This is a genomic window from Bradyrhizobium sp. LTSPM299 (assembly GCF_000938235.1).
Classification (GTDB): Bacteria; Pseudomonadota; Alphaproteobacteria; order Rhizobiales; family Xanthobacteraceae; genus Bradyrhizobium.
Genome location: NZ_JYMU01000081.1, coordinates 40189 through 65527, shown reverse-complemented (window position 1 = coordinate 65527; position 25339 = coordinate 40189). Strand labels below are relative to the sequence as shown.

The window sequence follows — 25339 nt, the reverse complement described above, 5'->3', positions numbered from 1 at the left end:
CTCCTGCAGTATTGACCGACTTCAGCTGATCGGCAGCAGAGGTTTCAGAAATCGCTCCAGATTATGCCCTGAAAACAGATAGGCTTTCAAACCGGCCGCTTGTGCTGCCTCAAGGTCGGTCGGCTGATCGCCAATCAGAAAGCTTTTTTGGATATCGACCGGAAAGCGTTCCAGGAGGTCGTTGATCATGCCCGGCGAGGGTTTGCGTCGATGACTCGCCTGCCGATACCGCTCGATGGTTCCTTCCGGGTGGAACGGGCAGTACTCGAAGGCGTCGATACGCGCGCCGATCCTGGCAAGCTCATCAGCCATCCAGCGGTGAAGTTCCTGGACCTGCGCCTCCTCGTAGAGGCCTCTCGCTACCCCTGACTGGTTGGTCACGACAAACGCAAAGTAACCAATATCGTTGACGGCCTTGACCGCCTCGCGCGCACCGTCGATCCAAACCAGCTTGCTGCTTTCAAAGACATAGCCGACGTCTTTGTTGAGAACGCCATCTCGATCGAAGAAGACGGCCGGTCTCTTTGCCTGGTCAATGAGAGAACTGGTCATGAGAGCATCGTGCGTTTGTTCGCGTGAAGGCGGCTTCTGCCGCCATTCAATAGCACAACGCAATACGCCGCAAAGCTGTCGCCATTTCCCGAACACCGGTGTGAGCTGTTTGCGAGACGGGGACCCCGCGTGCTCCCAGCCGGTCGTGCTACCCGTCAGGGGATCGGGTGGAAATGCTCGATCTCCAGATCTTCAAGCATGATCGAAGGAGCTTTCTGATGTTCCAGTCGAGCATATCGCTTTGCGCGCCAACCAATCCCGGCGGAAGACGATCGCGCGCAAGCCTATACCAATAATAGGCCTTTGCGGGATCCGTGTCGCTCAATCGCCGTGCCAGCTCGTGCATTGCGTGAGCATGACCGTGCTCCGCCGCGTACTGAAACAGCGAGATCGCCTTCGCCTCGTTCCGTTCGGCGCCGATGCCATGGCTATACGCCAAGCCCAACATATAGCTAGCTTCCGGGATGACGACCGTCGATTCCGTCTCCATGAGTTGAACGGCCTTCGATTGGTCCCTGGGAACGCCGAGCCCATAGAGATAGAGCTTCGCCAGTTCGAGCCGCGCCTCGGGCAGCGAGGTGGCCTTCTGCAGACAGTCGGCCGCCCCATGATAGTCTTGGGCGCCGCCCAACCCCAATGCCAGGATGTGGCCGAGTTCAAAATTGACCCCGGGGTCATCGCTCGGCATCAGCCGTTCGAGGTGCCATCGCGCCTCGTCCCATTTCTGTTGCGCGATCAGCGGAATGATGCCGATCATCTGCACGCGACGTGCGGGCTCCAGGGTGCGGAGCGATATGCTGCTGATCTCGATCTTCCCGCTGGGCGGATCGGTTGCGTTGGTGGCGACAATCGCAAGATGCAGGCTCCCGACGCTGTCGTTCAGCACCTTCTCGAGTGGATATTCCACATATCGGTTGCCCCAGTCGCCGAGGTGCATGAGGTTTGTGCCGGCGTAAGTCCAGTGAGACGGATCTTTGTCCATCTTCACGGTAATGGCGTCGATCGTCCCCGGCAACGTCATCTGCACGCCGTCCGGCGTCCGTTCAACCGGCATCCAGGACGCCCAGCCCGTTCTTCATGTCGAAGACATAGCTGACTCTGCGCGCGCGGACATTGTCGTCAGCGCAAAGGCCGAAGCGAACAGCAGGCGTTTCATTGCTCAACTCAGTCGCGTGATCGAGGTGGAAAGCCAGTAGGACGCAAGCGGGAATTCGGTAGCTGAAGCCATGGAACCGGTGGCAGTATTTCGCTGCCGCATGAATGTCGAGCGGCTGGTCGTTGGAGGGCTGAGGCGTTGTCAAGCCCGATGAAGCGGCCGCTGCGAGCGCCGCTGGTGGCATCCGCTCGGACGTCGGCCCTTAACGAAACGCGCTTGGCCATGCTAGCATTCCGGAACCGAAATTTCTGGAAACTGAGGCGCCTCGCCGGTGGAAGCACTGAACGAATGTGGTCAAACTATGGTCCCGCGTCGATGACCCGGCTTGGTGTTGCTATTGTTGCGTTGTTTGTCCTCTACTTCCCTGCCGCAGCGTGGGTGAAGCAGAGATACATTGACGTTATCCCCAAGGGCAAGATCGTGGTCCAACTGGTCAAGCCGTTTGAGGTCTATCAACACGCGACGATCAGTCATCAGCCGGCGCTGGATCGCCTCTCGAATTGGGCCGACCCCGAGACGGCAAAACCACAGCACTCTCCGATTGTGATCTACGAAGATACCGTTCCGCTCGGACCTGGCCACAATACGTTCGACGCGATTTCGAAGCTGGGAGCCGGGCGATATTCGCACTGGCGCGGTGGTGTGGTGTTCTCCGCCAGCGATAACAGTGACCCAAATTCGAACAGCCGGACCTACTGGGCGGTATTGCCCAATGACCCAACCGACCAATCTCAGTAGGCCTGCGACACATTGACCGAGGCAGGTCGTTGGCTCTCGTGAATCAATTCCGCTCCGATTCCATCGGAACGGAAGCGGCTCTAGCGTCTCTGTACTGCGATTGAGTCGGAATCTTGCGCATTTGAATTGTAGCTGAATGTCCGGCCACGGAGCTGAGCAGGTCGTTCGACGAACCGGTAAAGTCCCGTGCAGCAGACAATGGCCACGGCGGCCGAGACGGCCATGAGCAGCGCATCGGACATTGTCTGCAATCGTTCGGGTACGCCATAGAACACGTAGAAGACAAGGCCCTTGGCCACGGGGTGAAACAGGTAAAGCGAATAGCTGATTAGTCCAAAGGACTTCAGGACATCGGAGCGTAGAACTGATTTCGTTGCGCTATCTCCAGGGCCTGTCACCACGATGAGAATGAGGCCGTACATCAAAGCCAGATAGAAGTGGCCGACATAGTAGAGTACCTGATGGCCGGATGCAGATCAAAGCGACCACGCATAGAAGGGCGCGATCGACAGCAACAGCAAGCACGCCGATCGAGTCGTTTTGATATGGGCGAAAATCCCCGCCCGGATCGCGTCATTCCTGTAGGCAACGGCGATCGCCCCTCCGATGGCAAGACCGTCGAGCCGCAGCGGCGTCATGACATAGGGCCCATAGAAATCCGTCGGAAACGACCAGAAATAGACCGCCCGCGCACAAGCGGAGGCCAAGCAGATCGCCAGCAGATATCGACGTGGAACGCACCAAACGAGTGCAGGGATGACGAGGTAGAACTGCTCTTCGATGGCCAGCGACCACGTGCCGGGCCGCCGGCTCGGTTCCCTGGGTCGACACGAAGAACCAGTTCTGAATGAACGTCAGCAAGGCCCATAGTGGAACTCGCGCGCCGATGTAATAGCCGGTGCCAAGGAGCCTTGTGAGCAGGTAGAAGCCAATGATCAGGATGAGGTAGGGCGGCAGGATACGGAGGGCTCGACGGGTATAGAACGTGGAAAAGTAGGCCTCGCTCTCTTTGTGATCGCTGAGAATCCCGACGATCAGGAATCCTGACAGGACGAAGAAAAGGTCAACGCCGGATTGACCGAAGATTGACAATCTCCAAATCCAGTAGCTGATCGCTCCGTTTGCAGGATCGATCAACATCACCGAGTGCCAGACAGTGACTAGGAGAATCGCGCAGCCGCGCAGTCCGTCGAGTTCTGATATTCGTTTTTCTGCGTTCATGCCGCCCGAGCTCGAGACGCGCGGAGGTTACTCTGCCGCATTCCGATGGATCAAGATGAATAAGCAGAAGCTCTACAGGTCACATCGCTCACCGCTCGTCCGCGATGACCTTGCCGTCGTTCGGCAGCGCGCCTGTGCCAACCAGCTCGACATTGCCGCCAAGCTTAGTCACCGCGCGCAGGCTCGCCGCGACGGTGTCGCGTAGCGGATCGCCGGCCGACGCGGCTTCGGCCTTCAGCGTCATCAGATCGGTCTCGCCCGCGCGCGTGACGACGAGGCGCAGCCGCCCGAGCTCGGGATGCCGCTTGCCGATCTCGGCGATCTGTTCGGGACGGACGAACATGCCCTTGACCTTCGTGGTCTGGTCGGCGCGACCCATCCAGCCCTTGATGCGCATGTTGGTGCGGCCGCATGGGCTGTTGCCCGGCAGCGCCGCGGTGAGGTCGCCGAGCGCCAGGCGGATCCAGGGATGATGCGGATCGAGCGAGGTCACGACGATCTCGCCGACGTCGCCCGCAGCGACCGGATCGCCGGTGCCGGGTTTGACGATTTCCATGATCAGATCCTCGTTGACCGTCATGCCCTCGCGTGAGGCGGTCTCGAATGCGATCATGCCGAGATCGGCGGTGCCGAAGGCCTGATAGGCCTCGATGCCGCGTGACTTCATCTCCTCCTGCAGCGATTTCGGGAACGCGGCACCCGACACCAGCGCGCGCTTGATCGAGGAGACGTCGCGCCCGGCATTCGCTGCGGTGTCGAGCAGGATCTTCAGGAAATCCGGTGTGCCGCTATAGCCGATCGGGCGATAGGCCTCGATCAGCTCGAATTGCTGCTCGGTATTGCCCGGGCCGGCCGGGATCACGGCGCAGCCGAGCGCACGCGCCGAGGCGTCGAAAATGAAGCCTCCGGGCGTGAGGTGATAGCTGAACGTGTTCAGCACCACGTCGCCGGGGCGAAAGCCCGCCGCAAACAGCGCCCGCGCCCCCCGCCAGGGATCGGCCTGGCGGCCCTCGGGCTCGAAGATCGGCCCGGGCGAGGTGAACAGGCGGGCGAACGAACCCGGCCGTTCGGTCACGAAGCCGCCAAAGGGCGGGGCGGCCTTGTGCAGGGCGGGGAGTTCCGACTTGCGCAGCACCGGCAGGCGGGCCAGCGCGGCCCGGCTGGTGACGGAGGCAGGATCGGTGCCCTTCAACCGCTCGGCATAGGCCGGCGCTTCCATGGCCTTGTGCAGCAGCTCCGGCAGACGGGCGAACAGCGCGGCTTCGCGGTCGGCCGGATCGCGCGTTTCAAGGGCGTCGTAATGCTCGGTCATGGCGGATCCTTAGGAAGATTTGCGCGGGTTACGCGCCGCCTCGCGCGTGCTATCAGACGGCGAGCACCGGTATCGGGACTGTTCCAGGGAATAAAATGGCTGAAGCACACAACGTCGCGGCGGATGAAGCCGCCGACGTCGTCGCAAGATTGAAGCGCCGCATGATCGATCATGCGCTGCCGCTGTGGTCTACCGTCGGCTGGGACGGCTCGGCCGGCGGTTTCATCGAACGGCTGCATCAGGACGGCAGTCCGGATCATGCCGCCCCGCGCCGCGTGCGTGTGCAGGCGCGCCAGATCTACTGCTACGCCAAGGCGGCGCAGCTGGGTTGGTACCCGGAAGGCCGCGAGATCGCGCTGAAGGGGCTGGAGTACCTGCTTGCGAAGGCGAAAGCGCCCGACGGCCGGCCGGGCTACGTCCATCAGCTGACGCCTGAAGGCGGCGTGCTCGACCCGCTTCGCGACACCTACGACCATGCCTTCGTGCTGCTGGCGCTGGCGACCGTCCATGGGCTCGACCACGACGCCCAAATTCGCGCCGAGATCGACGCGTTGTTGGCGTTCCTCGACACGCAGCTGCGCTCGCCGCATGGCGGCTTCCAGGAAGGGTTGCCGCCTTCGATGCCGCGCCGGCAGAACCCGCAGATGCATCTGTTCGAGGCGATGATCGCGTGTTTCGACGCCACCCACGATCAGTCGTTCCAGAACCGCGCCGGAGAGTTCTTCGCGCTGTTCCTGGCCAATCTCTTCGACAAGCAGACGCGCGTGCTCGGTGAATATTTCGAGGAGGACTGGTCGAGGATTCTGCCGGTCAGCGTCGAGGCAGGCCACCAGGCGGAATGGGTCTGGCTGCTGAAGGGATTTGAACGCATCACGGGATGCCCAACCGGGCGTCAGCGCGGCGAACTCCTGGCATCCGCCCTGCGCTATCGCGACGAGGCCACCGGCTGCCTGGTCGACGAGGGCGACGCCGAGGGCAACATCCGGCGTCACTCGCGGCGGCTGTGGCCGCAGACCGAGATCGCAAAGGCCTGGATCGCGCAGGCCGAAGCGGGCGAAAGCGACGCCGCGGACGAGGCGCGCGCGGCGCTGGTGCGCATGGAGCGGCATTATCTCAGCCATCCCGTAGCCGGCGGCTGGTACGACCAGTTCGACCGCGACGGCAAGTCGCTTGTCGCCACGATCCCTGCGTCCTCGTTCTATCATGTTCTCTGCGCGGTCGCGGAAGCCGAGCAGGTGCTCGGCTGAAGCCGCCGCGGTGTTGTGATGCGCTGTCGTCACGCGAACCGCTCTCCACTTCGCCCGAAAACGCCATCCAGCTTCACAGCCAACGCTTGCGCCGCTTGAAGCTCTTCAGGTTCTTGAAACTCTTGCGTTGATCGCCGGCGCCGCCGAGATAGAATTCCTTGACGTCCTCGTTGTCGCGCAGCTCGTCGGCCGAGCCGTCGAGCACGACCTTGCCCTGTTCCATGATGTAGCCATGGCTCGCAACCGAGAGCGCGGCGCGCGCATTCTGTTCGACCAAGAGGATCGTCACGCCGAGATCGCGGTTGATCTCCTTGATGATCGCGAACACTTCCTTGACCAGCAGTGGCGACAACCCCATCGAAGGCTCGTCCATCAGGATCATCTTCGGGCGCGCCATCAGCGCGCGGCCGATCGCCAGCATCTGCTGCTCGCCGCCGGAGAGATAACCGGCCAGTCCCGTCCGCTCCTTCAGGCGCGGGAAATATTTGAAGACCATGTCGATGTCGCTGGCGACCCCATTGTCGCGGCGGGTGAAGGCGCCGAGCCGCAGATTCTCCAGCGAGGTCATGTCGGAGACGATGCGGCGGCCCTCCATCACCTGAAAGATGCCGCGGCGGACGATCTTGTCCGGATCGATGCCGTTGATGCGTTGGCCCTCGAACAGGATCTCGCCGCGGGTGACCTCGCCATCCTCGGTCTTGAGCAGGCCGGAGATCGCCTTCAGCGTCGTCGACTTGCCGGCGCCATTGGCGCCGAGCAACGCCACGATCGCGCCCTTCGGCACCTCGAGGCTGAGGCCGCGCAGCACCAGGATGACGTCGTCATAGACGACCTCGATGTTGTTGACGCTGAGCAGCGCCGGCGGCGGGACCGCCGTTGGTACGGTGCGCGGGGCAGTTGCGGTTTCAGTCATTGCTTCGATCACCTTCAACTGTCGTCACCCGCGAAGGCGGGTGACCCAGTATCCCAGAGACGCCGGCGATTAATCGAGAGGCCGCGGCGTACTGGATCCCCCGCTTTCGCGGGGGATGACGATTTAGGTTGAGGCTGCACTGGTTGGCAGCCTCACCACCTCACCAGCCAAACCATTCCGGCTTGCGCGGCAGTTCGACGGTCTTCGCCTTCTCGAGCTTGATCGTGCCCTTGGCCATCAGATCGTTGATGTCGCCATCGGTCGCGCCCGAGATCTTGGAGCGATAGAGGTCGACCTTCATCGTCGGGCGATGGTCTTTCTCGGTCCAGGTCGAGGGATTGCAGACGCCCTCCATACCCACCGGCACCCAGTCCTTTTTCTGGTAGAAGCCCTTGGCGACGTTCTCGCCGGTGGCGCCGCCGTTCTTGGCGGCCCAGTCCAGCGCTTCCTTCATGTAGAGCGCGCTGCAGATGCCGGCGATGTAGTGCACCGGGCGGTAGACCTTGCCTGTGGGGTCCGACATCTTGGAGATATCCATCACCGTCTTCATGCCGGGTGCGTCGCCGCCCCAGCCGACCGCCGTGCGCAGCGGGAAGATCACGCCGTCGGCCGCATCGCCCGCGGTCTTGGCGGCGTTCTCATCCATGCCCCAGACGTTGCTGAGGAACTGGATCTCGACGCCGGCGGTCTTGCAGGCCTTCATGACCGAAATGTTGGAGGCGGCGGTGTTGCCGAGATAGGCGTAGTTGGCGCCGGAGCTCTTCAGGCTCAGGCACTGCGCCGAGTAGTCACCGGGAGAGAGCGCAAACACCAGCGGCGGCAGCACCTCGAAGCCGAGCTCGGTGGCGAGCGCTTCGCCCGCGGCCTTCGGCGCGTTCGGGTAGGGATGGTTGGCGCCCATGTGAACGAATTTCGGCTTGCCGGACTTGCCCTTGGCCTTCCAGTCCTCGGCCGCCCAGGTCAGCTCGGCGCGCAGCGCGTCCGAGTAGCTCGGGCCATAGAAGAAATTGTACGGCGCAGGCTTGGCCTTGCCGCTGGTGCCTTCCGGATCGGTCAGCGCGGCCGCGTAGGAGCCGGAGATATCCGGGATCTTGTCCTGGGCGAGGAAGCCGGTCAGCGCCTCGGTATCAGCGGTGCCCCAGCCCATGATCGCCGCGACCTTGCTGTCGGGTGCCGACCACTTCTTGTACAGCGCGATCGCGCGCGGCACCTGGTAGCCGTAGTCGTTGCTGTCGACGTTGAGCTGCTTGCCGCCGACGCCGCCATTCTTGTTGACCCAGGCGAGAGTGTCGGCGACGCCCTGGCCGTAGGGGGTGCCGACGTCGGACGTGCCGCCTGAGAGGTCTTCGAGATGGCCGATCGCGATCTGCGCCTGCGCAACGCCGGCTGCGCTGCCGATCAGCAGCGCGAGAGAGACCGAGCTCAAAAGGGATCTAATCGTCATTTTTGGTTTCCTCCTGTTATTCGTTGAACTGTTCTTTTGATTGCGTCCCGTTCCTGCTTCAATGCGAGAACGGGTAGAGTTTCCAATAGGTCTTGATCTGCCGCCAGCGATGCGCGAGCCCGTCGGGCTCGAACATCAGGAAGCCGATGATGATCAGGCCGATCGCGATCTCGCGCAGGAAGGTGATGTTGTTGTTGAGCTGCAGCGCCTTGTCGATGGCGCTGCCTTTGAGCCCCGCGCTCAGCCACTCCATCGATTCCGGCAGCAGCACGACGAACGCCGTGCCCATCAGCGTGCCCATCACCGAGCCGGTGCCGCCGATGATGACCATCGCGAGGAACAGCACCGAGCGCTCGATGCCAAAGCCTTCCTGCGAGACGATGAGCTGGTAGTGCGCATAGAGCGCGCCGGCGATGCCGGCAAAGAAGGCGGCAAGCCCGAACGACAACGTGCGGTACTTGGTGAGGTTGATGCCCATGATCTCGGCGGAGAGATAATGGTCGCGGATCGCGACCAGCGCACGGCCGTCGCGCGTACGCATCAAATTGGTGACGAGGAGATAGCAGGCCACCACATAGGCCAGCACGACATAGAAATATTGCTTATCGCCACGGAAGGTGTAGCCGAAGATCGAGAACGGGTTGGCGCTGGCCGGCACCGAGCCGCCCGTGAACCATTCAGCGCGCGAGAAAAAGTCGAGCAGGATGTATTGCGCGGCGAGCGTCGCGATGACGAGGTAGAGGCCTTTCAACCGTGCCGCCGGCACGCCGAAGATCAGGCCGACCAGCGCGGTGATGACGCCGGCAAGCGGGATCGCGAAGAACACCGGGATCGGCGCGTTGTTGGAGATGTAGGCCGACGTAAAGGCGCCGAACAGGAAGAACGCGGCGTGACCGATCGAGATCTGTCCGGTGAAGCCGACCAGGATGTTGAGGCCGAGGGCCGCGATCGCGAAGATGCCGATCTGGATCGAGACGCTGAGCCAGTAATTGGTCAGCACGACAGGCGCGAAGCAGGCGAGGGCGATGCCCGCAATTGCAAAATTCCGGCTGGTCGATGTCGGGAAGATGGTGGTGTCGGCGGCATAGCTGGTGCGGAAGTCGCCGGACGGAATGAGTGTGCTTGTTGTCATCGATCAGATCCGCTCAATGTCCTTGGTGCCGAACAGGCCGTACGGCTTGATCATCAGGATGATGATCAGGACGTAGAACGGGGCGATCTCGTAGAGATTGCCCCAGTGCAGATACTCGCTGTCGACATATTGGGCGACGTTCTCCAGGAGCCCGATGATGATGCCGCCGAGGACGGCGCCGCCGACCGAGTCGAGTCCGCCGAGGATCGCCGCCGGGAACACCTTGATGCCGTAGGTGGAGAGGCCGGACGATACGCCGTTGACTACGGCCACGACGACGCCGGCAACCGCCGAAACCGTCGCAGAGATCGCCCAGGCCATCGCGAACACGCTCTTCACGGAAATGCCGAGCGACTGCGCGACCTGCTGGTTGAAGGCGGTGGCGCGCATCGCGAGGCCGTATTTCGAGGCGCGGAAGAACCAGGCCATGCCGACCATCATGGCGAGCGAGACCACGAGGCTCATGACATAGACGGTCTGGATCTGCAGCCCGAACAGGCTGACCGACTGGCTCTCGAACACCCGTGGGAACGGCTGCGGGTTGACGCCGAAGATCCACTTCAGCGCCGCCTGGAACACCGTCGACAGGCCGATCGTCACCATGATGACCGAGATGATCGGCTCTCCAATCATCGGGCGCAGGATCACGACCTGAATCGCAATGCCGAAAACGAACATGAATACGAGCGTGATCGGCATGCCGACCCAGAATGGCAGCTGGTATTTCGTCAGCAGCGTCCAGCACACCCAGGCACCGATCAGCAGCAGCTCGCCTTGCGCGAAATTCACCACCTGCGTCGCCTTGTAGATCAGCACGAACGACATCGCGACCACGCCATAGAGCGTGCCGACCACGAGGCCGTTGACGATGAGTTGGATCAGGAACTGGATGTTCATTCCGCGGCCTCCGAGGTCACCGCGCGGCCGAGATCGACGACCTGCAGCGTGGTGCGGATGCGCTGGGTGGTGCCGTCCTGGAAGCGGATCACGGTGTCGACGGGGATGTCACGCTTTCCGCCGTAGATCCCATTGATGATGTCGGCGTATTTCTCGTTGATGACGCTGCGGCGAACTTTTCGGGTGCGGGTCAGCTCGCCGTCGTCGGCGTCGAGTTCCTTGTAGAGCAGCAGGAAGCGCGAGATGCGCTGCGCCGGCGGCAGCGTGGCGTTGACGGTCTCGACCTCCTTCTTGAGCAGCGCATAGACCTCGGGGCGCGAGGCCAGGTCGGTATAGGTCGTGAACGAGATCCGCTTCTTCTCGGCCCATTTCGAGATGATCGAGTAGCGGATGCAGATCATCGCGGCGAGCGCCTCGCGGCCGGCGCCGAGCACGACGGCCTCGGCGACATAGGGCGAGAATTTCAGCTTGTTCTCGATATATTGCGGCGAGAAGCGGTCGCCGCGCGCGGTCTCGGCGAGATCCTTGATGCGGTCGATCACGACCAGCTGCCGGTTGTCGTTGTAGTAGCCCGCGTCACCGGAAAGCATCCAGCCGTCCTTGATGTCGGCCATCGACGCTTCGGGATTCTTGTAGTAGCCGAGGAACATGTTCGGATGGCGCACCACGATCTCGCCGACGCCGTTGATGTCGGGGTTGTCGATCCGAATCTCGACCTCGTCGGCCATCGGGATGCCGGTGGTATCAGGGTCAACCTTGCCTTCGGGATGCAACGTGTAGGCGCCGAGCAGTTCGGTCTGGCCGTACAGCGTGCGCAGCGGCACGCCCATGGCCTGGAAGAACTTGAAGGTGTCGGGACCGAGCGCCGCTCCGCCGGTCGCGGCCGAGCGCAACCGCGAGAATCCGAGCCGGTCGCGCAGCGCGCGGAACAGCAGCTTGTCTGATAAGATCGAGTGCTTGCCCTGGCTGAGCGCGGCGAGGCCGCTCTTCATGCCGATGTCGTAGAGCTTCTGCTTGAGCGGGGAGGCGTCCATCACGCCGGCGCGGACGTCGGCGGCGATCGATTCCCAGACCCGCGGCGCGAACAGCACGAAGGTCGGCGCGATCTCACGGAAATCGTTCATCATGGTGTCGGGCTCTTCGACGAAGTTAACCTTCATCCGGCATAGCAGCCCTTTGCCGAGCACGTAGACCTGTTCCATGATCCAGGGCAGCGGCAGCACCGAGACGTATTCGTCGTCAGGGCCCTTGGGGTCGAAGGCGAGGTAGATCGCGCAATGCCGCAACACGCGGCCAGCCGCGAGCATCGCAAGCTTCGGGTTGGCGGTCGTCCCCGAGGTGGTGCAGAGGATGGCGACGTCCTCGCCCTTGGTCGCGTCGACCAGCGCGTCGTAGATCCCGGGCTCGCGCGTGGCGCGGTCGCGGCCCAGCGCGACGAGCTTGCTCGCCTCCATCAGCCGCGGATCATCATACTTCCGCATGCCGCGCGGATCGGAATAGACGATGTGATTGAGGTGGGGCACGCGATCAGCCAGCGTGAGCAGCTTGTCGACCTGTTCCTCGTCCTCGGCAAAGACGAGCTTGGCCTCGCCGTAATTCAGCAGGTAAGCGGCTTCCTCGTCCAGCACGTCGCGATAGAGGCCGAGGCTCATCGCGCCGATCGCGTGGCTGGCGATCTCGGCGGCGACCCAGTCCGGCCGGTTGTCGCCGATGATGCCGATCACGTCACCGCGGCCGAGCCCGAGCTCGACCATGCCGAGCGCGAAATCACGCGTGCGCGTCTGATAATCGTTCCAGGTGAATTCGCGCCACAGCCCGAGATCCTTTTCGCGCAGTGCGATCTCGTTGCCATGCTCTATGGCGTTGAGGCGCAGCAGCTTCGGATAGGTGTCGGCCTGCGCGGCGCGTCCAGCGTAGTCCATCATGCGGCGCTCTCCGTCACCGCCGGCTTGTCGTCGGGATCGACCAGCACCTCGTCCTCTTCGCCGAGATAGGCGCGCTTCACATGCGGATCGGCGAGCACGGTCGCCGGGTCGCCCTCGGCGATCTTGCGGCCGAAATCCAGCACCATGACGCGGTGGGAGATGTCCATCACGACACCCATGTCGTGCTCGATCATCATGACGGTCATGCCGAACTCTTCGTTGAGGTCGACGATGTAGCGCGCCATGTCTTCCTTCTCCTCGAAGTTCATGCCGGCCATCGGCTCGTCGAGCAGGATCAGTTGCGGCTCAAGCGCCATCGCACGCGCGAGTTCGACGCGCTTGCGCAGGCCGTAGGGCAGGGTGCCGGCGGTTGCCTTGCGGACCGACTGCAGGTCGAGGAAGTCGATGATCTCCTCGACCTTGCGGCGATGCTCCAGCTCCTCGCGGCGCGCGCCGGTCAGCCAGTACAGCGGCCCGGTGATGAAATTGTTCTTCAGGAGGTGATGGCGGCCGACCATGATGTTGTCGAGCACGCTCATATGGTGGAACAGGGCGAGATTCTGGAAGGTGCGGCCGATGCCAAGCGCGGGCCGCGCATTCGGATTGAGGCCGGTGATGTCGCGGCCGTGATAGAACAGCTGGCCTTCGGTCGGCTTGTAGCGGCCGGAAATGCAGTTGACGATCGAGGTCTTGCCGGCGCCGTTCGGGCCGATGATGGAGAACAGCTCGCCGTCATTGACGCCGAAGCTCACTTCGGTCAGCGCGCGGACGCCACCAAAGCGCAATGAGACCCCGCGCACCTCCAGACCGTAAGCCACCCTGTTCCCTCCAGATCAGGCGCCTGGCGCGCTCTTTATCTATCGCTTGAACCACACCGCCGATCTTACATGGGCGGCTGTCGGAAACCATCCGACTAATGATGCCAGGTGTCCGAGAGCTTGCTCGCCCCCATCACCAGCGTCATGTGCGGTAACGCCGCACCCGCCCTCTTAGTCCGACCCTCGCGTCATCCACCGTCGGCGATCCATTAAGGGTTGCACGCGGCGTCAGGCGAGGTGGCTCTCAATACGGGAAAGCGATAGGTTGAATTGTCATGTGCCCGACAATTGGTCAGGAAATTTTTGCGGGCATTCCGCGCCTTGAGTTCCTGACCGAAACGGTGTTGTTGCGGTGCAATATGTCTGGGTGGGGATGTCGTCGCTCGCATGATTGCTGCTGATTACCTCAAGCGCATCGCGGCCTGGTCGCGCGAACTGACCGAGCAGGAGATCGAGATCGCTCGCGCCGGCGTCTCCGAGAAATCGTATGGCGCCAACGAATTCATCTTCATGCGCGGCGACAATTTCCAGTACTGGACCGGCATCGTCGCCGGGCTGGCGCGCATGGGCATCGTGTCGCGCGGCGGCAAGGCGGCGAGCTTCGCCGGCCTCACCGCCGGCGCGTGGTTCGGCGAAGGCACGGTGCTCAAGAATGAGCCGCGGCGCTACGACGTGGTCGCGCTGCGCGATACGCGATTGGCGATGATGGATCGCCGGACCTTCGTCTGGCTGTTCGAGAACAGCGTCGGCTTCAACCGTTTCCTGGTCGGACAGCTCAACGAGCGGCTCGGCCAGTTCATCGCACTGCTCGAATATGGCCGCACGCTGGATGCGACCGCGCGGCTGGCGCGTTCGATCGCCTCGCTGTTCAATCCAATTCTCTATCCGGACCTCACGCTGCACCTGGAGATCACCCAGGAGGAGATCGGCGCGTTGTCGGGAATCTCCCGGCAGAACGCCAACCAGTGCCTGAAACGGCTGGAGCGGGAGGGACTGCTCCGGCTCGAATATGGCGGGGTGACGATCATCGACCTCGATCGGCTGCGTCGCTACGGCGAGTGACGGAAGGCCGGCCCGGGAAGGACCATTTTATCGGCTCCAGGCCCCCGATTCCGGACGGCCGGGCCATTAGACTTGGGCCGGGTCGGATGCTACAGACCGGCCCGATTGGGGCCGCGCGGGGTTCGCGCCCTCTGGAGACGACATGACAGCTCAGGATACGAAGCGGCGCGTTGCATTGATCACCGGTGTCACCGGGCAGGACGGCGCGTATCTCGCCGAATATCTGCTCGGCCTCGGCTACACCGTGCACGGGGTCAAGCGCCGGTCGTCCTCGTTCAACACCGCGCGTGTCGATCACCTCTACCAGGACCCGCACGCCGGAAACGTGCCGTTCCTGATGCACTACGGCGATATGACCGATTCCACCAATCTGATCCGGCTGATGCAGCAGATCCGGCCGACCGAGGTCTACAATCTGGCGGCGCAGAGCCACGTTGCGGTCAGCTTCGAGAGCCCGGAATACACCGCCAACGCTGATGGCATCGGCGTGCTGCGCCTGCTGGAAGCGATCCGGATCCTCGGCATGGAGAAGGAAACGCGGTTCTACCAGGCTTCGACCTCGGAACTTTACGGCCTGGTGCAGGAAGTGCCGCAAAAGGAGACGACGCCGTTCTATCCGCGCTCGCCCTACGGCGTAGCCAAGCTCTACGGCTACTGGATCACGGTGAACTACCGCGAGGCCTACGGCATGTTCGCCTCCAACGGCATCCTGTTCAACCATGAGAGCCCGATCCGCGGCGAAACCTTCGTGACGCGCAAGATCACGCGGAGTGTCGCTCGGATCGAACTCGGCCTGGAGAACACGGTCTATCTCGGCAACCTCGAGGCCAAGCGCGACTGGGGGCATGCGCGCGACTATGTCGAGGGCATGCACAAAATCCTGCAGGCGGATGCGCCCGACGATTTCGTGCTGGCGACCGGCGAGACGCGGTCGGTGCGCGAATTCGTCGAACTGGCATTTGCCGAGGTCGGCCGCAGCATCGAATGGCGCGGCAAGGGCGTCGAGGAAACCGGCGTCGACAAGGCGTCCGGCAAGACGGTGGTACGCATCGACCCGACCTATTTCCGCCCGACCGAGGTCGATCTCCTGATCGGCGACGCCAGCAAGGCGCGCGCCAAACTCGGCTGGGCGCCGAAGACGCCGTTCGCGCAGCTGGTGAAGGAAATGGTCGCCAGCGATCTTGCGGACGCCAGACAGGACGCCGGCAATGGCAAGCACTCCGTTTGAGCTGAAGGGCAAGACCGCCTTCGTCGCCGGCCATCGCGGCATGGTCGGCTCGGCGCTGATGCGCCGGCTGGCCGGCGAGGGCGCCGAACTCCTGACCATCTCGCGCAGCGAGGTTGATCTGTGCAACCAGGCCGCCGTGAACGCCTGGTTCGCCGCGAAGCGGCCGCAGGCGGTGTTCCTTGCCGCGGCCAAGGTCGGCGGCATCGTCGCCAACAACACGCTGCGCGCCGAGTTCCTCTACGACAACCTCGCGATATCAACCAATATGATCCAGGCCGCCCATGCCAATGGGTGCGAGAAGCTGATGTTCTTCGGCTCGTCCTGCATCTATCCCCGCCTGGCGCTGCAGCCGCTGCGCGAGGATTCGATGCTGACCGGCCCGCTGGAGCCGACCAACGAGCCCTATGCGATTGCGAAAATCGCCGGCATCAAGATGGCGGAGGCCTATCGCAGCCAGTACGGCTCCGACTTCATCAGCGTGATGCCGACCAATCTCTACGGTCCCGGCGACAATTATCATCCCGAATACAGCCATGTCGTCGCCGCACTGATCCGTCGCTTCCACGAGGCCAAGCTGGCGGACGCGGCTGATGTCGTGGTGTGGGGCACAGGCACGCCGCGCCGCGAATTCCTCTATGTCGACGATCTCGCCGACGCCTGCATCCATCTGATGAAGACCTATTCCTCGCCCGAACTGGTCAATATCGGCACCGGCGAGGACATCACCATCGCCGAGTTCGCCCGCGTGGTCGCCGCCACCGTCGGCTATCGCGGCGAGATCAGCTTCGACACCTCGCGGCCCGACGGCACGCCGCGCAAGCTGCTCGACGTCAGCCGCTTGGCCAAGCTCGGCTGGCGCGCGACCACCTCGCTTAAGGACGGTATCAAGCGCGCGTATCAGGCTTATCTGAGCGAGACGAAGCAGGCGGCGGAGTAAGGTATCGCTTCGCTCACCCGGGCTACGCGGCTGTTGCTTCCATCGTCGATGACGGCCGCGAAATTTATCGCTCCGCCGCCCGCGGCGGATTCTTCGTTAGCGCGGTCGCCATTGCCGAGATTAGCGGCTTCATGAAGAACGCGTCGTTGGCAGGATAGATGTCCGTGCGCAGGCCGCAGGCCTTCAACTCGTCCGACACCACGGGCCCGACCGAGGCGATCGGCGTGTTGGTCAATCCATCGCGCAACTGCGCTTCGCAATTATGCGCCTTGGCCACGTCGATCAGGCGGCGAACCTGGCCCGAACTCGTCAGCGCGATTGCATCGATACGGCCCTGCGCCATCTCCTCGATTGCGGTGACGATGTTGGCGTCGGCCGCCCGGGCGTCGTAGACGTAGGGCAGCACCGGATCGACCTCGGCGCCCTGCGTGGTGATGGCGCCGATTAGCCGGCCGTGGTCCTTGTCCGGATAGAGCTGCAAGCCGAGGCGGTGACCTCTGAGGTCGAGTTTCGACAGCATCTCGGCAACGCCTTCCGACGTCGGCTTCTCGGTCGTCACTTGCGGCTCCAGCCCGATCTCGCGCAGGGCGCGGCCTGGTTTGGGGCCGCGGGCGAATTTGCGCGCTTGGGCGAGGCTGCCCACAAATTCCGCTTCGACGCCGATCCGGCGCACGACGGTCATCAGGCGGCGCAGGCCTTCGCCGGTCATCAGCACGAGATCGTCGAGTGGCCGTTCGATCGCGCGGCGAATCCAGGCCTCGATCGGCGCCGGGTCGGGCGCATCGTGGATGGTGAACATCGGGCATTGCAGCACGTCCGCGCCCTGCTCGGCGAGCAGGCGGGAGAATTGCGCCTCCTCGCGCGTCTCCAGGATCAGGATGCGGTAGCCGTTCAGCCGGTCAGCCATGAGAGTGCCCTAACAGATATTGCAGTCATGTGTTCGATTTGAACCCGCGGCAGGATTGGCGCAAGAGCGCGGGCGGTGATAGACGAGGGCCGCAATTCGCCGTTCCACGCTCCTGCCCAAGTCTTGGTCAATTTGCATGCCCGACCATCAGTTCGTTCTGACCCTGTCCTGCCCGGATCGCCCGGGCATCGTCTCGGCGGTGTCGACCTTTCTGGCCCATAATGGGCAGAACATCCTCGACGCCCAGCAGTTCAACGACATCGAGACCCAGAGGTTCTTCATGCGCGTGGTGTTCACCGCGGCCGACCTCGCGGTCGAGCTGGCGGCGCTGAAGACCGGCTTTGCCGCGATCGCCGAGCGCTTCGGCATGGCATGGCAGATGCGCGACCGCGCCAGCCGCCGCCGTGTGATGCTGCTGGTGTCCAAGTCCGACCATTGCCTGGTCGATATTCTCTATCGCTGGCGCACCGGCGAGCTCGAGATGATCCCGACCGCGATCGTTTCCAACCATCCGCGCGAGGCCTATGGGTCGCTCGATTTCGGCGATATTCCGTTCCACCATCTGCCGGTGACGAAGGAGACCAAGCGGGCGCAGGAAGACGCGGTGTGGCAGCTGGTGCAGGACACAAAGACCGATCTCGTGGTGCTGGCGCGCTACATGCAGATCCTCTCGGACGAGATGTCGGCGCGGCTGTCCGGCCGCTGCATCAACATCCACCATTCGTTCCTGCCGGGCTTCAAGGGTGCCAAGCCCTACCACCAAGCGCATGAGCGGGGCGTCAAGCTGATCGGCGCCACGGCGCATTACGTCACCAGCGCTCTCGACGAGGGGCCGATCATCGACCAGGACGTCGAGCGCATCAGCCATCGCGATATGCCCGACGATCTCGTCCGCAAGGGCCGCGACATCGAGCGCCGCGTGCTCGCGCGGGCGATTCGTTACCATCTCGCCGACCGCGTCATCCTCAACGGTCGCAAGACGGTGGTGTTTGTCGATTAGCGTTATGCCGAGCGTGTGAGCGAGGCGGGTTGGCACGCTTTGAGGAAAAACGTCACTCCGGCCTCGATTTCCCGCTCGATCGTCTCCTCGGTAAAATCGTTGAGGCCGAGCACAATACGCAGCGGGAGTTCTCCGCGGACGAGCGAGAGGAACTGCTTGGCGGCTTCCATTGAGTCATCAAATTCCAGGAGATGATCTACCTTGGCGTTTTCGAGGAATTGAGCAAGCCGCCGGATCGTCGCCTGTGGGCCGCTTTCATAGAACAGGCGGGCGAGTGCAGGAAACCGGCCGCTTTCGTTGGCGATGATACGGACAAAGGCGACGTCCTTTCGATTGATAAAGGTCCGAAAATATTGCCTGGCGAACTCCCGCAGCGCCTCGCGCAACCCGCCGGACAGCTTGGGCATCGGCAAGTCGCGTTGCAGGCTCTCGCATTCCGTTACGATCAGTGAGGCGAACAAGGCCTCCTTGCTGGGAAAATACGCATAGAGCGTAGCCTTTGACACGCCGGCAGCTTTCGCGACGGCGTCCATGCTGGTTGCGGAAAAGCCCTGGTCGAGAAATAGCTGCCACGCCGCGCGGATGACAATGTCCATCTTGCGGCCCGCCGGCGCGCTCGGCTGCTCGTGAGCAGGATGGGCGATCGTCTCGATCAATGATGGCTCCGTCGGCTTGCGAATCGGTCGTCGGTGTCAACGTGCACGATGACCGCGCATCAACAACTGCGAAGAATGAAGAATCTGGCCTGGTTTGGGCATCAGGCTGCTTAGCAACAAAACTGAACAGTTCAGTACTATTGACATCCTCTGTCGGGCAGTCAAGTACTGAACCGTTCAGTTCAGTGCGAGCGTCTGATGTCGTTGAAGACATTTCTCCATAAAAGTGCCCTGATACCTCTGGTTCAAGCTACTCTCTCTCTAGGCGGCTGCGCGGTTGGCCCGGATTTCGAGCCGCTCGCCGCACCGGCGGTGAACGGCTACACCGCAGGTGGATTGCCAGCGACCCAGGCCGCGGACGGGCCCAGCGGCACGGCGCAGCGGTTTGTGAACGGCGCGGACGTGTCGGCGGACTGGTGGCAGGTGTTTCGCTCGCGCCAGATCGGGGCTTTCGTCCGCGAAGCGATCGATAACCATCCGGACCTCGTCGCGGCGCAGGCTGCGCTGCGCCAGGCCCGCGAGGTTGCGGCGGCAGACACCAGTGCGCTGCTGCCGTCGATCACCGGAGACGCCAGCGTGACGCGCAATCAGGTGTCGCCGGCGCAGTCCGGGCTCACCGGACCGGCATCCCTGTACACCCTCTACAACACCTCGGTCCCGGTTTCATTCACGCCGGACATCTTCGGCGGCAAGAGGCGCGGGATCGAGGCAGATCTCGCCAATGCCGACTATCAGCGCTTCCAGCTCGAAGCGACCTACCTGACATTGACGGCAAACGTCGTCGCGGCCGCGATCAGCGATGCGTCCTACGCGGCGCAGATCCGCGTGACCCAGGAGCAGATCGACGGTCAGCGCCAACTGGTTACGCTGCTCGAAAAGCAGTTCGCGCTCGGCGCCGTCTCCAACAGCGACGTCCTGACCCAAAAGGCGCAACTTGCGCAGACGGTCGCAACCCTCCCGCCGCTGCAGAAGTCGCGTGCGCAGAACCGCAACCAGCTGATGGCCTATCTCGGCCGGCTGCCGAGCCAGGATCGTGGCGAGGCGGTACGGCTGGAGAACCTGCGCCTGCCGCGCGACCTGCCGGTGAGCGTGCCGTCGCTCTTGGTGCAGCAGCGGCCGGACATCCGCGCCGCCGAGAGCCAGGTGCACCAGGCCAGCGCCAATGTCGGCGTCGCCACTGCCAACATGCTGCCCAACGTGACGCTGTCGGCGTCGGGCGGAAGTTCGGCGCTGGCGCTGTCTGCGCTGTACGGCCCGCAGACCGCGGCCTGGAGCATCGCCGCGAGCGTTACGGGGCCGATCTTCGACGCCGGCTCTCTTTTCCATACCAAGGAGTCCAAGGTCGCCGCGTTGGCGCAAATTAGCGCACAGTATCGCTCGACCGTGATCACCGCGTTCCAGAATGTTGCCGACTCGCTACGCGCGATCCAGTCGGATGCCGCGCTGCTGAAGGCGCAGGTCGAAGCGGAAAACACAGCGGCCGAAAGCCTGGCGATGTCGCAGGCGCAGTTCAAGGCCGGCTCCACCACGTTCATCTCGGTCATCAATGCCGAGCAGACGCTGCTGACGGCGCGGATCAACCGCGTGAAGGCGCAGGCCTCGCGCTATGCCGACAGCGTGGCGCTGTACCAGTCGCTCGGAGGCGGCTGGTGGAATCGTGTCGATGAAACCCCCGCGGCCGCGGCAAAGTCGGCAGGCATTGCGGGGATATTCGTTCCTGCAGGGGCCTTGCCGGAACGGCCGACCCCGCCATCCAACTGATGCGAGAGTCTGAAGCCATGTTGAAGCGCATGATTGTCATGCTGTGTGTCGTCGGTGCGGTGTTCGCCGCGCTCGCCTGGTTCGTCAATTTCCGTGCTGGCATGATCAGGCAGGCGATGGCCTCGCTCGCCGATCCGCCGCAGACGGTGTCGACGACCGCCGCGGTGCTCAGCGACTGGCAGTCGGGATTGACCGCCATCGGCACGTTTCGCGCGGTGAACGGCGCCGATCTCTCGCTCCAGCAATCCGGTATCGTAGACAGCATCCATTTCGAATCGGGCAAGGATGTCGCCGCCGGTGACGTGCTGGTCGATCTGCGCAAGGAGGACGATGTCGCCAAGCTGCAGTCTTTGCAGGCCACCGCCGACGGCTTTGCCATCACGTTGCGGCGCGATCAGGGCCAGCTGAAGATCAATGCGGTCAGCCAGGCGACGGTCGACAATGACGTCGTGAATCAGCGCAACGCGCTTGCGCTGGTCGCCCAACAGCAGGCGCTGGTAGATCAGAAGACGCTGAAGGCACCGTTTGCCGGGCGTCTCGGTGTGCGTCAGGTCGATGTCGGCCAGTATCTGACCGCAGGCACCACCATCGTCACGCTGCAGGCGCTCGACCGTCTCTATGTCGACTTCACGCTGCCGCAGCAGGCGGTCGACCAGGTCAAGGTTGGACAGGAGGTCGCCGCCCGGATTGACGCGTTTCCGGGACGCACCTTCAAGGGCATCGTGCAGGCGTTCAATTCCAAGGTCGATCAAACCAGCCGCAACGTTCAGATCCGCGCGCTCTTCGACAATGCGGATCGCAAACTCTTGCCCGGCATGTTCGCACGGATCGATGTCACTATCGGCCATGCCACCAGCTACGTCACGCTGCCGCAGACCGCCATCGTCTACAACACCTATGGAGATTCGGTTTTCCTCGCCGTCAAGAGCGACGCGCCCGGTAAGGAGGGGATGGTGGCCCGCCAGACCTTCGTCAAGACCGGCGCCACCCGCGGCGATCAGGTGGCGGTGGTCTCGGGTCTCGATCGGGGCGCGACCGTCGTCACCGCCGGCCAGATCAAGCTGCGCAACGGCAGCCTTCTGAAGGTCGACAACTCGATTCCCGTGGCGAACGATCCAAATCCGGTACCGGCCGATCAGTGAGGGAGGCGAACATGTCCTTTACCGATATCTTTATTCGTCGGCCGGTGCTTGCGATCGTCGTCAGCCTGATGATCCTGGTGCTGGGTATCAAGTCGATGGCTTCGCTGCCAATCTTGCAATATCCGCGTACCCAGAACGCGATCGTCACCGTGACGACAACGTATTACGGCGCCGATCTGGCGATCGTCGCCGGCTTCATCACCACGCCGCTGGAAAACGCCATCGCTCAGGCCAATGGCATCGACTACATGACGTCGACCAGTCAATCCGGCACTTCCACCATCACCGTCAACCTGCGGCTGAACTACGATTCCGGCAAGGCGTTGACCGAGATAAATACCAAGGTGAACTCGGTGCTCAACCAGCTGCCGAGTGGCGTGCAGCAGCCGGTGCTTACGGTCAAGGTCGGTCAGACCATCGATGCCATGTATCTCGGCTTCAGCAGCGACGTGCTGGCGCCAAACCAGATCACCGACTATCTGATCCGTGTGGTGCAGCCGAAACTGCAGGCCGTGTCGGGCGTGCAGACAGCGGAACTGCTCGGCAACAAGACCTTCGCGCTGCGCGCCTGGCTCGATCCGATTAAACTTGCGGCGTATGGCCTGACCGCGTCCGATGTGTCCACCGCGCTGTCCAGCAACGACTACATTGCCGGGCTAGGCACCACCAAGGGCCAGATGGTGCAGGTCAATCTGACGGCCGCGACCAACCTGAAGTCGCTACAGGAGTTTCGTGACCTTGTCGTCAAGCAGGCGGGCGCGTCCAACGTCAAGCTGTCCGATGTGGCCAACGTCACCCTGGGCTCTGAGGATTATGACTCATCGGTCGGCTTCAACGGTAAGCGCGCGGTCTATATTGGCATCCAGGTGGCGCCGAACGCCAACCTGCTCGACGTCATCAAGGGCATCCGCGCAGTCTATCCCGACATCAGGGCGCAGCAGCCGGACGGACTGAATTCCGAGATCATCTATGACTCGACTGAATTCGTAAACAGCTCGATCGACGAGGTGATCCATACCCTGGTCGAAGCTCTTCTCATCGTCACCGTGGTGGTATTCCTGTTCCTTGGCTCGTGGCGTTCGGTGCTGATTCCGGTGATCGCGATACCGCTCTCGCTGGTCGGCACCTTCACCCTGCTGCTGGCGCTCGGCTTCTCGATCAATCTCTTGACGCTGTTGGCGCTGGTGCTCGCGATCGGCCTCGTTGTCGATGACGCCATCATCGTGGTCGAGAACGTCAACCGGCACCTGGCGGCGGGCGCAAGGCCGTTGCAGGCCGCGATCGCCGCCGCGCGCGAGCTTGCGGGTCCTATCGTCGCCATGACCGTCGTGCTGATCGCGGTCTACGTGCCGATCGGCTTCCAGGGCGGCTTGACCGGAGCGCTGTTTACCGAATTCGCTTTTACCCTTGCCGGTGCCGTTACGGTGTCGGCCGTCGTCGCATTGACGCTGACGCCGATGTGCTGCGCCTTCATCTTCAAGCCGCCGAACACCGGCAACCCAACACTCGACGATCGCATCGTTGCGTTCATCGATACGCGGATGGAGGCGTTGCAACATCAATATCGACGCTTGCTCGCCGCCAGCCTGAAAACGATTCCGGTCACAGTTGTGTTTGCGGCTTTGATCTTGAGCAGCATCTATTGGCTCTATACGAACTCCAAGAACGAACTGGCGCCGCAGGAGGATCAGGGTGCGATCCTGATGCAATCTACCGTCGCGCCGAACGCGACGCTGCAGCAGAAGCTGCTGTACTCGGCTGAGGTGTACCGGCGCATCTCCGCGCATCCTGAAACCGCGGGCGTATTCCAGCTCGATCTCATCGGCAGCTCGATCGCGGGCTGGGTGCTCAAGCCCTGGGACAAGCGCGACAAGACCGCGGCGGAGCTGCAGCCGGCCCTTCAGCAGGAGATGGCGGGCATTGCCGGCGCCAAGATCGTGGCTTTCCAGTTGCCGCCGCTGCCCGGGGCGAGTGGCCTTCCGATCCAGTTTGTGATCCAGACCACGGATCCGTTCGACCGGCTCGATGGCATCGCGAAGGCGTTCACTGCGGAGGCGGTGAAGAGTGGCAAGTTCATCTTCCTCGACAACGACCTGAAGGTGGACCAGCCGCAAACCTCGGTCATCATCGATCGCGAAAAGACCGCGCAGCTTGGACTGAAGCTCAGCGATGTCGGCGGTTCGCTCGGCAGCATGCTGGGCGGCGGCTACGTCAATTACTTCGGCCTGGACGGTCGCTCCTATAAGGTCATTCCTCAGGTCGAGCAGCGCCAGCGGCTCAACGCCGATCAGGTGCTTAACTACTTCATCAAGACTTCGGACGGTACGGCTGTTCCGCTGTCGACGATCGCGTCGCTGAAAACAACCACGGTTCCGGAATCGTTGAACCATTTCCAGCAGGTCAATGCCGCCACGATTTCCGGGGTAGCTATGCCCGGCGTGATCACCGGCGAAGCGCTCGCGACGCTGAAGGAGATCGCGGACCGGACCCTGCCCAAGGGCTATACCATCGACTATGGCGGACAGTCGCGGCAATTCATCCAGGAGTCATCCGGTTTCGCCGCCACCTTCGGCTTCGCCTTGATCATCATCTTCCTGGCGTTGTCGGCGCAGTTCGAAAGTTTCCGCGACCCCCTGATCATCCTGGTCTCGGTGCCGCTGTCGATCGCAGGCGCACTGATTTTCATCATGTTGGGCATCAAGGGCGCGAGTCTGAATATCTACACCGAGGTCGGTCTCGTGACGCTGATGGGGCTGATCAGCAAGCACGGCATTCTCATCGTCGAGTTCGCCAACGAGCTGCAGCATGCCGGCCGCTCCAAGCGCGATGCGGTGATCGAAGCCACCGCGATCCGGCTGCGCCCGATCCTGATGACGACGGCGGCCATGGTGATCGGCGTGGTGCCGCTGATCACCGCGTCCGGCGCCGGCGCCGCCTCGCGCTTCAACATGGGGCTGGTGATCGCTTCGGGACTTTCGATTGGCACGCTGTTCACGCTCTTCGTGGTGCCGGCGTTCTACATTCTGTTGGCGGCCGACCATTCCAAGGCTGCTACAGGCGATGACACGGTCGAACTCGAGGCGATCGGACTAGGGGCAACCGCCCAGCCGCGCGCCGCCGAATGAGAGATGCAGGCGTCGAAACACGATCATGACCACGCGATGCTGCTGACCTCAGCGCATTGAGCCAGCGGCCGGTCTCGAGAGATTGTTTGGTGGAATTGGACCGTCATGCTGACCGCTATCTGGCCACAAGGGCGCGATCCGCTGAGCGGAATTTCATGAGTCTTGT

At 62.8% G+C, this 25339-nt stretch carries 22 protein-coding genes; 9 read left to right on the top strand and 13 right to left on the bottom strand.

Features of this window, described 5'->3' with window-relative positions:
* Positions 1–21 precede the first annotated feature (21 nt).
* The 3 genes from UP10_RS35150 to UP10_RS35140 form a co-directional block, all read right to left on the bottom strand.
* Entirely contained in the window at positions 22–552 is a 531-nt protein-coding gene (locus UP10_RS35150; protein WP_044591771.1) for a D-glycero-alpha-D-manno-heptose-1,7-bisphosphate 7-phosphatase, read from the bottom strand.
* A 148-nt stretch (positions 553–700) separates the two neighbouring features.
* Positions 701–1567 (bottom strand): tetratricopeptide repeat protein, encoded by an 867-nt coding sequence (locus UP10_RS35145; RefSeq protein ID WP_197086975.1) that lies wholly within the window; start codon positions 1565–1567, stop codon positions 701–703.
* A gap of 28 nt (positions 1568–1595) precedes the next feature.
* Entirely contained in the window at positions 1596–1853 is a 258-nt protein-coding gene (locus UP10_RS35140; RefSeq protein WP_044591769.1) for a hypothetical protein, read from the bottom strand.
* Between the two features lie 143 nt (positions 1854–1996).
* On the opposite strand from UP10_RS35140, the gene UP10_RS35135 reads away from it, so the two are divergent.
* Positions 1997–2446 (top strand): hypothetical protein, encoded by a 450-nt coding sequence (locus UP10_RS35135; RefSeq protein ID WP_156180562.1) that lies wholly within the window; start codon positions 1997–1999, stop codon positions 2444–2446.
* Between the two features lie 573 nt (positions 2447–3019).
* Here the strand turns inward: UP10_RS35135 and UP10_RS43545 are convergent.
* Both UP10_RS43545 and UP10_RS35120 read right to left on the bottom strand, forming a co-directional pair.
* A complete protein-coding gene (locus tag UP10_RS43545) occupies positions 3020–3667 on the bottom strand; it encodes an acyltransferase family protein (RefSeq protein WP_082077423.1) in 648 nt (215 codons plus the stop codon).
* Between the two features lie 88 nt (positions 3668–3755).
* Positions 3756–4979: a phenylacetate--CoA ligase family protein gene (locus tag UP10_RS35120; RefSeq protein ID WP_044591765.1), complete on the bottom strand. Its 1224-nt coding sequence runs from the start codon at positions 4977–4979 to the stop codon at positions 3756–3758.
* A gap of 95 nt (positions 4980–5074) precedes the next feature.
* On the opposite strand from UP10_RS35120, the gene UP10_RS35115 reads away from it, so the two are divergent.
* Positions 5075–6226 carry an AGE family epimerase/isomerase gene (locus UP10_RS35115; RefSeq protein WP_044591764.1) on the top strand — a complete coding sequence of 384 codons (1152 nt, stop codon included), beginning with the start codon at positions 5075–5077 and terminating at the stop codon, positions 6224–6226.
* 73 nt (positions 6227–6299) lie between these two features.
* Here UP10_RS35115 and UP10_RS35110 read toward each other — a convergent pair whose 3' ends face one another.
* The 6 genes from UP10_RS35110 to UP10_RS35085 all read right to left on the bottom strand — a co-directional run bounded on the left by UP10_RS35110 (position 6300) and on the right by UP10_RS35085 (position 13355).
* Positions 6300–7139, bottom strand: coding sequence for an ABC transporter ATP-binding protein (locus UP10_RS35110; protein WP_044541702.1), 840 nt, complete (start codon positions 7137–7139; stop codon positions 6300–6302).
* A 160-nt stretch (positions 7140–7299) separates the two neighbouring features.
* Positions 7300–8583 carry an ABC transporter substrate-binding protein gene (locus UP10_RS35105; protein ID WP_044591763.1) on the bottom strand — a complete coding sequence of 428 codons (1284 nt, stop codon included), beginning with the start codon at positions 8581–8583 and terminating at the stop codon, positions 7300–7302.
* A gap of 58 nt (positions 8584–8641) precedes the next feature.
* Positions 8642–9715, bottom strand: coding sequence for a branched-chain amino acid ABC transporter permease (locus UP10_RS35100; RefSeq protein ID WP_044591762.1), 1074 nt, complete (start codon positions 9713–9715; stop codon positions 8642–8644).
* Positions 9716–9718: 3 nt separating this feature from the next.
* Complete coding sequence (locus UP10_RS35095; RefSeq protein ID WP_044591761.1) at positions 9719–10612, bottom strand: branched-chain amino acid ABC transporter permease; 894 nt, start codon at positions 10610–10612, stop codon at positions 9719–9721.
* On the bottom strand, positions 10609–12537 hold the full coding sequence (locus UP10_RS35090; RefSeq protein WP_044591760.1) for a long-chain fatty acid--CoA ligase: 1929 nt from the start codon (positions 12535–12537) through the stop codon (positions 10609–10611). The genes UP10_RS35095 and UP10_RS35090 overlap by 4 nt, the downstream gene beginning before the upstream one ends.
* Complete coding sequence (locus UP10_RS35085; RefSeq protein ID WP_044591759.1) at positions 12534–13355, bottom strand: ABC transporter ATP-binding protein; 822 nt, start codon at positions 13353–13355, stop codon at positions 12534–12536. Before UP10_RS35085 ends, UP10_RS35090 begins: the two co-directional genes overlap by 4 nt.
* Before the next feature lie 387 nt (positions 13356–13742).
* Between UP10_RS35085 and UP10_RS35080 the strand changes: the two genes are divergently transcribed.
* From UP10_RS35080 to fcl, 3 genes are all read left to right on the top strand, one after another.
* Complete coding sequence (locus UP10_RS35080) at positions 13743–14417, top strand: Crp/Fnr family transcriptional regulator (RefSeq protein WP_044591758.1); 675 nt, start codon at positions 13743–13745, stop codon at positions 14415–14417.
* Between the two features lie 142 nt (positions 14418–14559).
* Positions 14560–15645, top strand: a complete 1086-nt coding sequence (gene gmd, locus UP10_RS35075; RefSeq protein ID WP_044591757.1) for a GDP-mannose 4,6-dehydratase — start codon at positions 14560–14562, stop codon at positions 15643–15645.
* Positions 15626–16582, top strand: coding sequence for a GDP-L-fucose synthase (gene fcl / locus UP10_RS35070; protein WP_044591756.1), 957 nt, complete (start codon positions 15626–15628; stop codon positions 16580–16582). The genes gmd and fcl overlap by 20 nt, the downstream gene beginning before the upstream one ends.
* Positions 16583–16646: 64 nt before the next feature.
* Here fcl and UP10_RS35065 read toward each other — a convergent pair whose 3' ends face one another.
* Positions 16647–17489 (bottom strand): uroporphyrinogen-III synthase, encoded by an 843-nt coding sequence (locus UP10_RS35065; protein WP_044591755.1) that lies wholly within the window; start codon positions 17487–17489, stop codon positions 16647–16649.
* Positions 17490–17625: 136 nt separating this feature from the next.
* On the opposite strand from UP10_RS35065, the gene purU reads away from it, so the two are divergent.
* Positions 17626–18489 (top strand): formyltetrahydrofolate deformylase, encoded by an 864-nt coding sequence (gene purU, locus UP10_RS35060; protein ID WP_044591754.1) that lies wholly within the window; start codon positions 17626–17628, stop codon positions 18487–18489.
* 2 nt (positions 18490–18491) lie between these two features.
* Here the strand turns inward: purU and UP10_RS35055 are convergent, their stop codons facing one another.
* The gene (locus UP10_RS35055) at positions 18492–19145 is read right to left on the bottom strand and encodes a TetR/AcrR family transcriptional regulator (RefSeq protein ID WP_044591753.1); all 654 of its coding nucleotides are present in this window, start codon (positions 19143–19145) and stop codon (positions 18492–18494) included.
* 198 nt (positions 19146–19343) lie between these two features.
* Here UP10_RS35055 and UP10_RS35050 point away from each other — a divergent pair, with 198 nt between their 5' ends.
* The 3 genes from UP10_RS35050 to UP10_RS35040 are packed head-to-tail and all read left to right on the top strand — an operon-like array spanning position 19344 to position 25173.
* Positions 19344–20906 (top strand): efflux transporter outer membrane subunit, encoded by a 1563-nt coding sequence (locus tag UP10_RS35050; RefSeq protein WP_044591752.1) that lies wholly within the window; start codon positions 19344–19346, stop codon positions 20904–20906.
* Between the two features lie 17 nt (positions 20907–20923).
* On the top strand, positions 20924–22048 hold the full coding sequence (locus UP10_RS35045; RefSeq protein ID WP_044591751.1) for an efflux RND transporter periplasmic adaptor subunit: 1125 nt from the start codon (positions 20924–20926) through the stop codon (positions 22046–22048).
* An 11-nt stretch (positions 22049–22059) separates the two neighbouring features.
* On the top strand, positions 22060–25173 hold the full coding sequence (locus UP10_RS35040; protein ID WP_044591750.1) for an efflux RND transporter permease subunit: 3114 nt from the start codon (positions 22060–22062) through the stop codon (positions 25171–25173).
* The last annotated feature ends 166 nt before the right edge of the window (positions 25174–25339 follow it).

Coding starts and splice junctions, on each gene's coding strand:
- UP10_RS35150 (WP_044591771.1), bottom strand. CDS start 552: ATGACCAGTTCTCTCATTGACCAGGCAAAGAGACCGGCCGTCTTCTTC.
- UP10_RS35135 (WP_156180562.1), top strand. CDS start 1,997: ATGTGGTCAAACTATGGTCCCGCGTCGATGACCCGGCTTGGTGTTGCT.
- UP10_RS43545 (WP_082077423.1), bottom strand. CDS start 3,667: ATGAACGCAGAAAAACGAATATCAGAACTCGACGGACTGCGCGGCTGC.
- UP10_RS35120 (WP_044591765.1), bottom strand. CDS start 4,979: ATGACCGAGCATTACGACGCCCTTGAAACGCGCGATCCGGCCGACCGC.
- UP10_RS35115 (WP_044591764.1), top strand. CDS start 5,075: ATGGCTGAAGCACACAACGTCGCGGCGGATGAAGCCGCCGACGTCGTC.
- UP10_RS35110 (WP_044541702.1), bottom strand. CDS start 7,139: ATGACTGAAACCGCAACTGCCCCGCGCACCGTACCAACGGCGGTCCCG.
- UP10_RS35105 (WP_044591763.1), bottom strand. CDS start 8,583: ATGACGATTAGATCCCTTTTGAGCTCGGTCTCTCTCGCGCTGCTGATC.
- UP10_RS35100 (WP_044591762.1), bottom strand. CDS start 9,715: ATGACAACAAGCACACTCATTCCGTCCGGCGACTTCCGCACCAGCTAT.
- UP10_RS35095 (WP_044591761.1), bottom strand. CDS start 10,612: ATGAACATCCAGTTCCTGATCCAACTCATCGTCAACGGCCTCGTGGTC.
- UP10_RS35090 (WP_044591760.1), bottom strand. CDS start 12,537: ATGATGGACTACGCTGGACGCGCCGCGCAGGCCGACACCTATCCGAAG.
- UP10_RS35080 (WP_044591758.1), top strand. CDS start 13,743: ATGATTGCTGCTGATTACCTCAAGCGCATCGCGGCCTGGTCGCGCGAA.
- gmd (WP_044591757.1), top strand. CDS start 14,560: ATGACAGCTCAGGATACGAAGCGGCGCGTTGCATTGATCACCGGTGTC.
- fcl (WP_044591756.1), top strand. CDS start 15,626: ATGGCAAGCACTCCGTTTGAGCTGAAGGGCAAGACCGCCTTCGTCGCC.
- UP10_RS35065 (WP_044591755.1), bottom strand. CDS start 17,489: ATGGCTGACCGGCTGAACGGCTACCGCATCCTGATCCTGGAGACGCGC.
- purU (WP_044591754.1), top strand. CDS start 17,626: ATGCCCGACCATCAGTTCGTTCTGACCCTGTCCTGCCCGGATCGCCCG.
- UP10_RS35050 (WP_044591752.1), top strand. CDS start 19,344: ATGTCGTTGAAGACATTTCTCCATAAAAGTGCCCTGATACCTCTGGTT.
- UP10_RS35045 (WP_044591751.1), top strand. CDS start 20,924: ATGTTGAAGCGCATGATTGTCATGCTGTGTGTCGTCGGTGCGGTGTTC.
- UP10_RS35040 (WP_044591750.1), top strand. CDS start 22,060: ATGTCCTTTACCGATATCTTTATTCGTCGGCCGGTGCTTGCGATCGTC.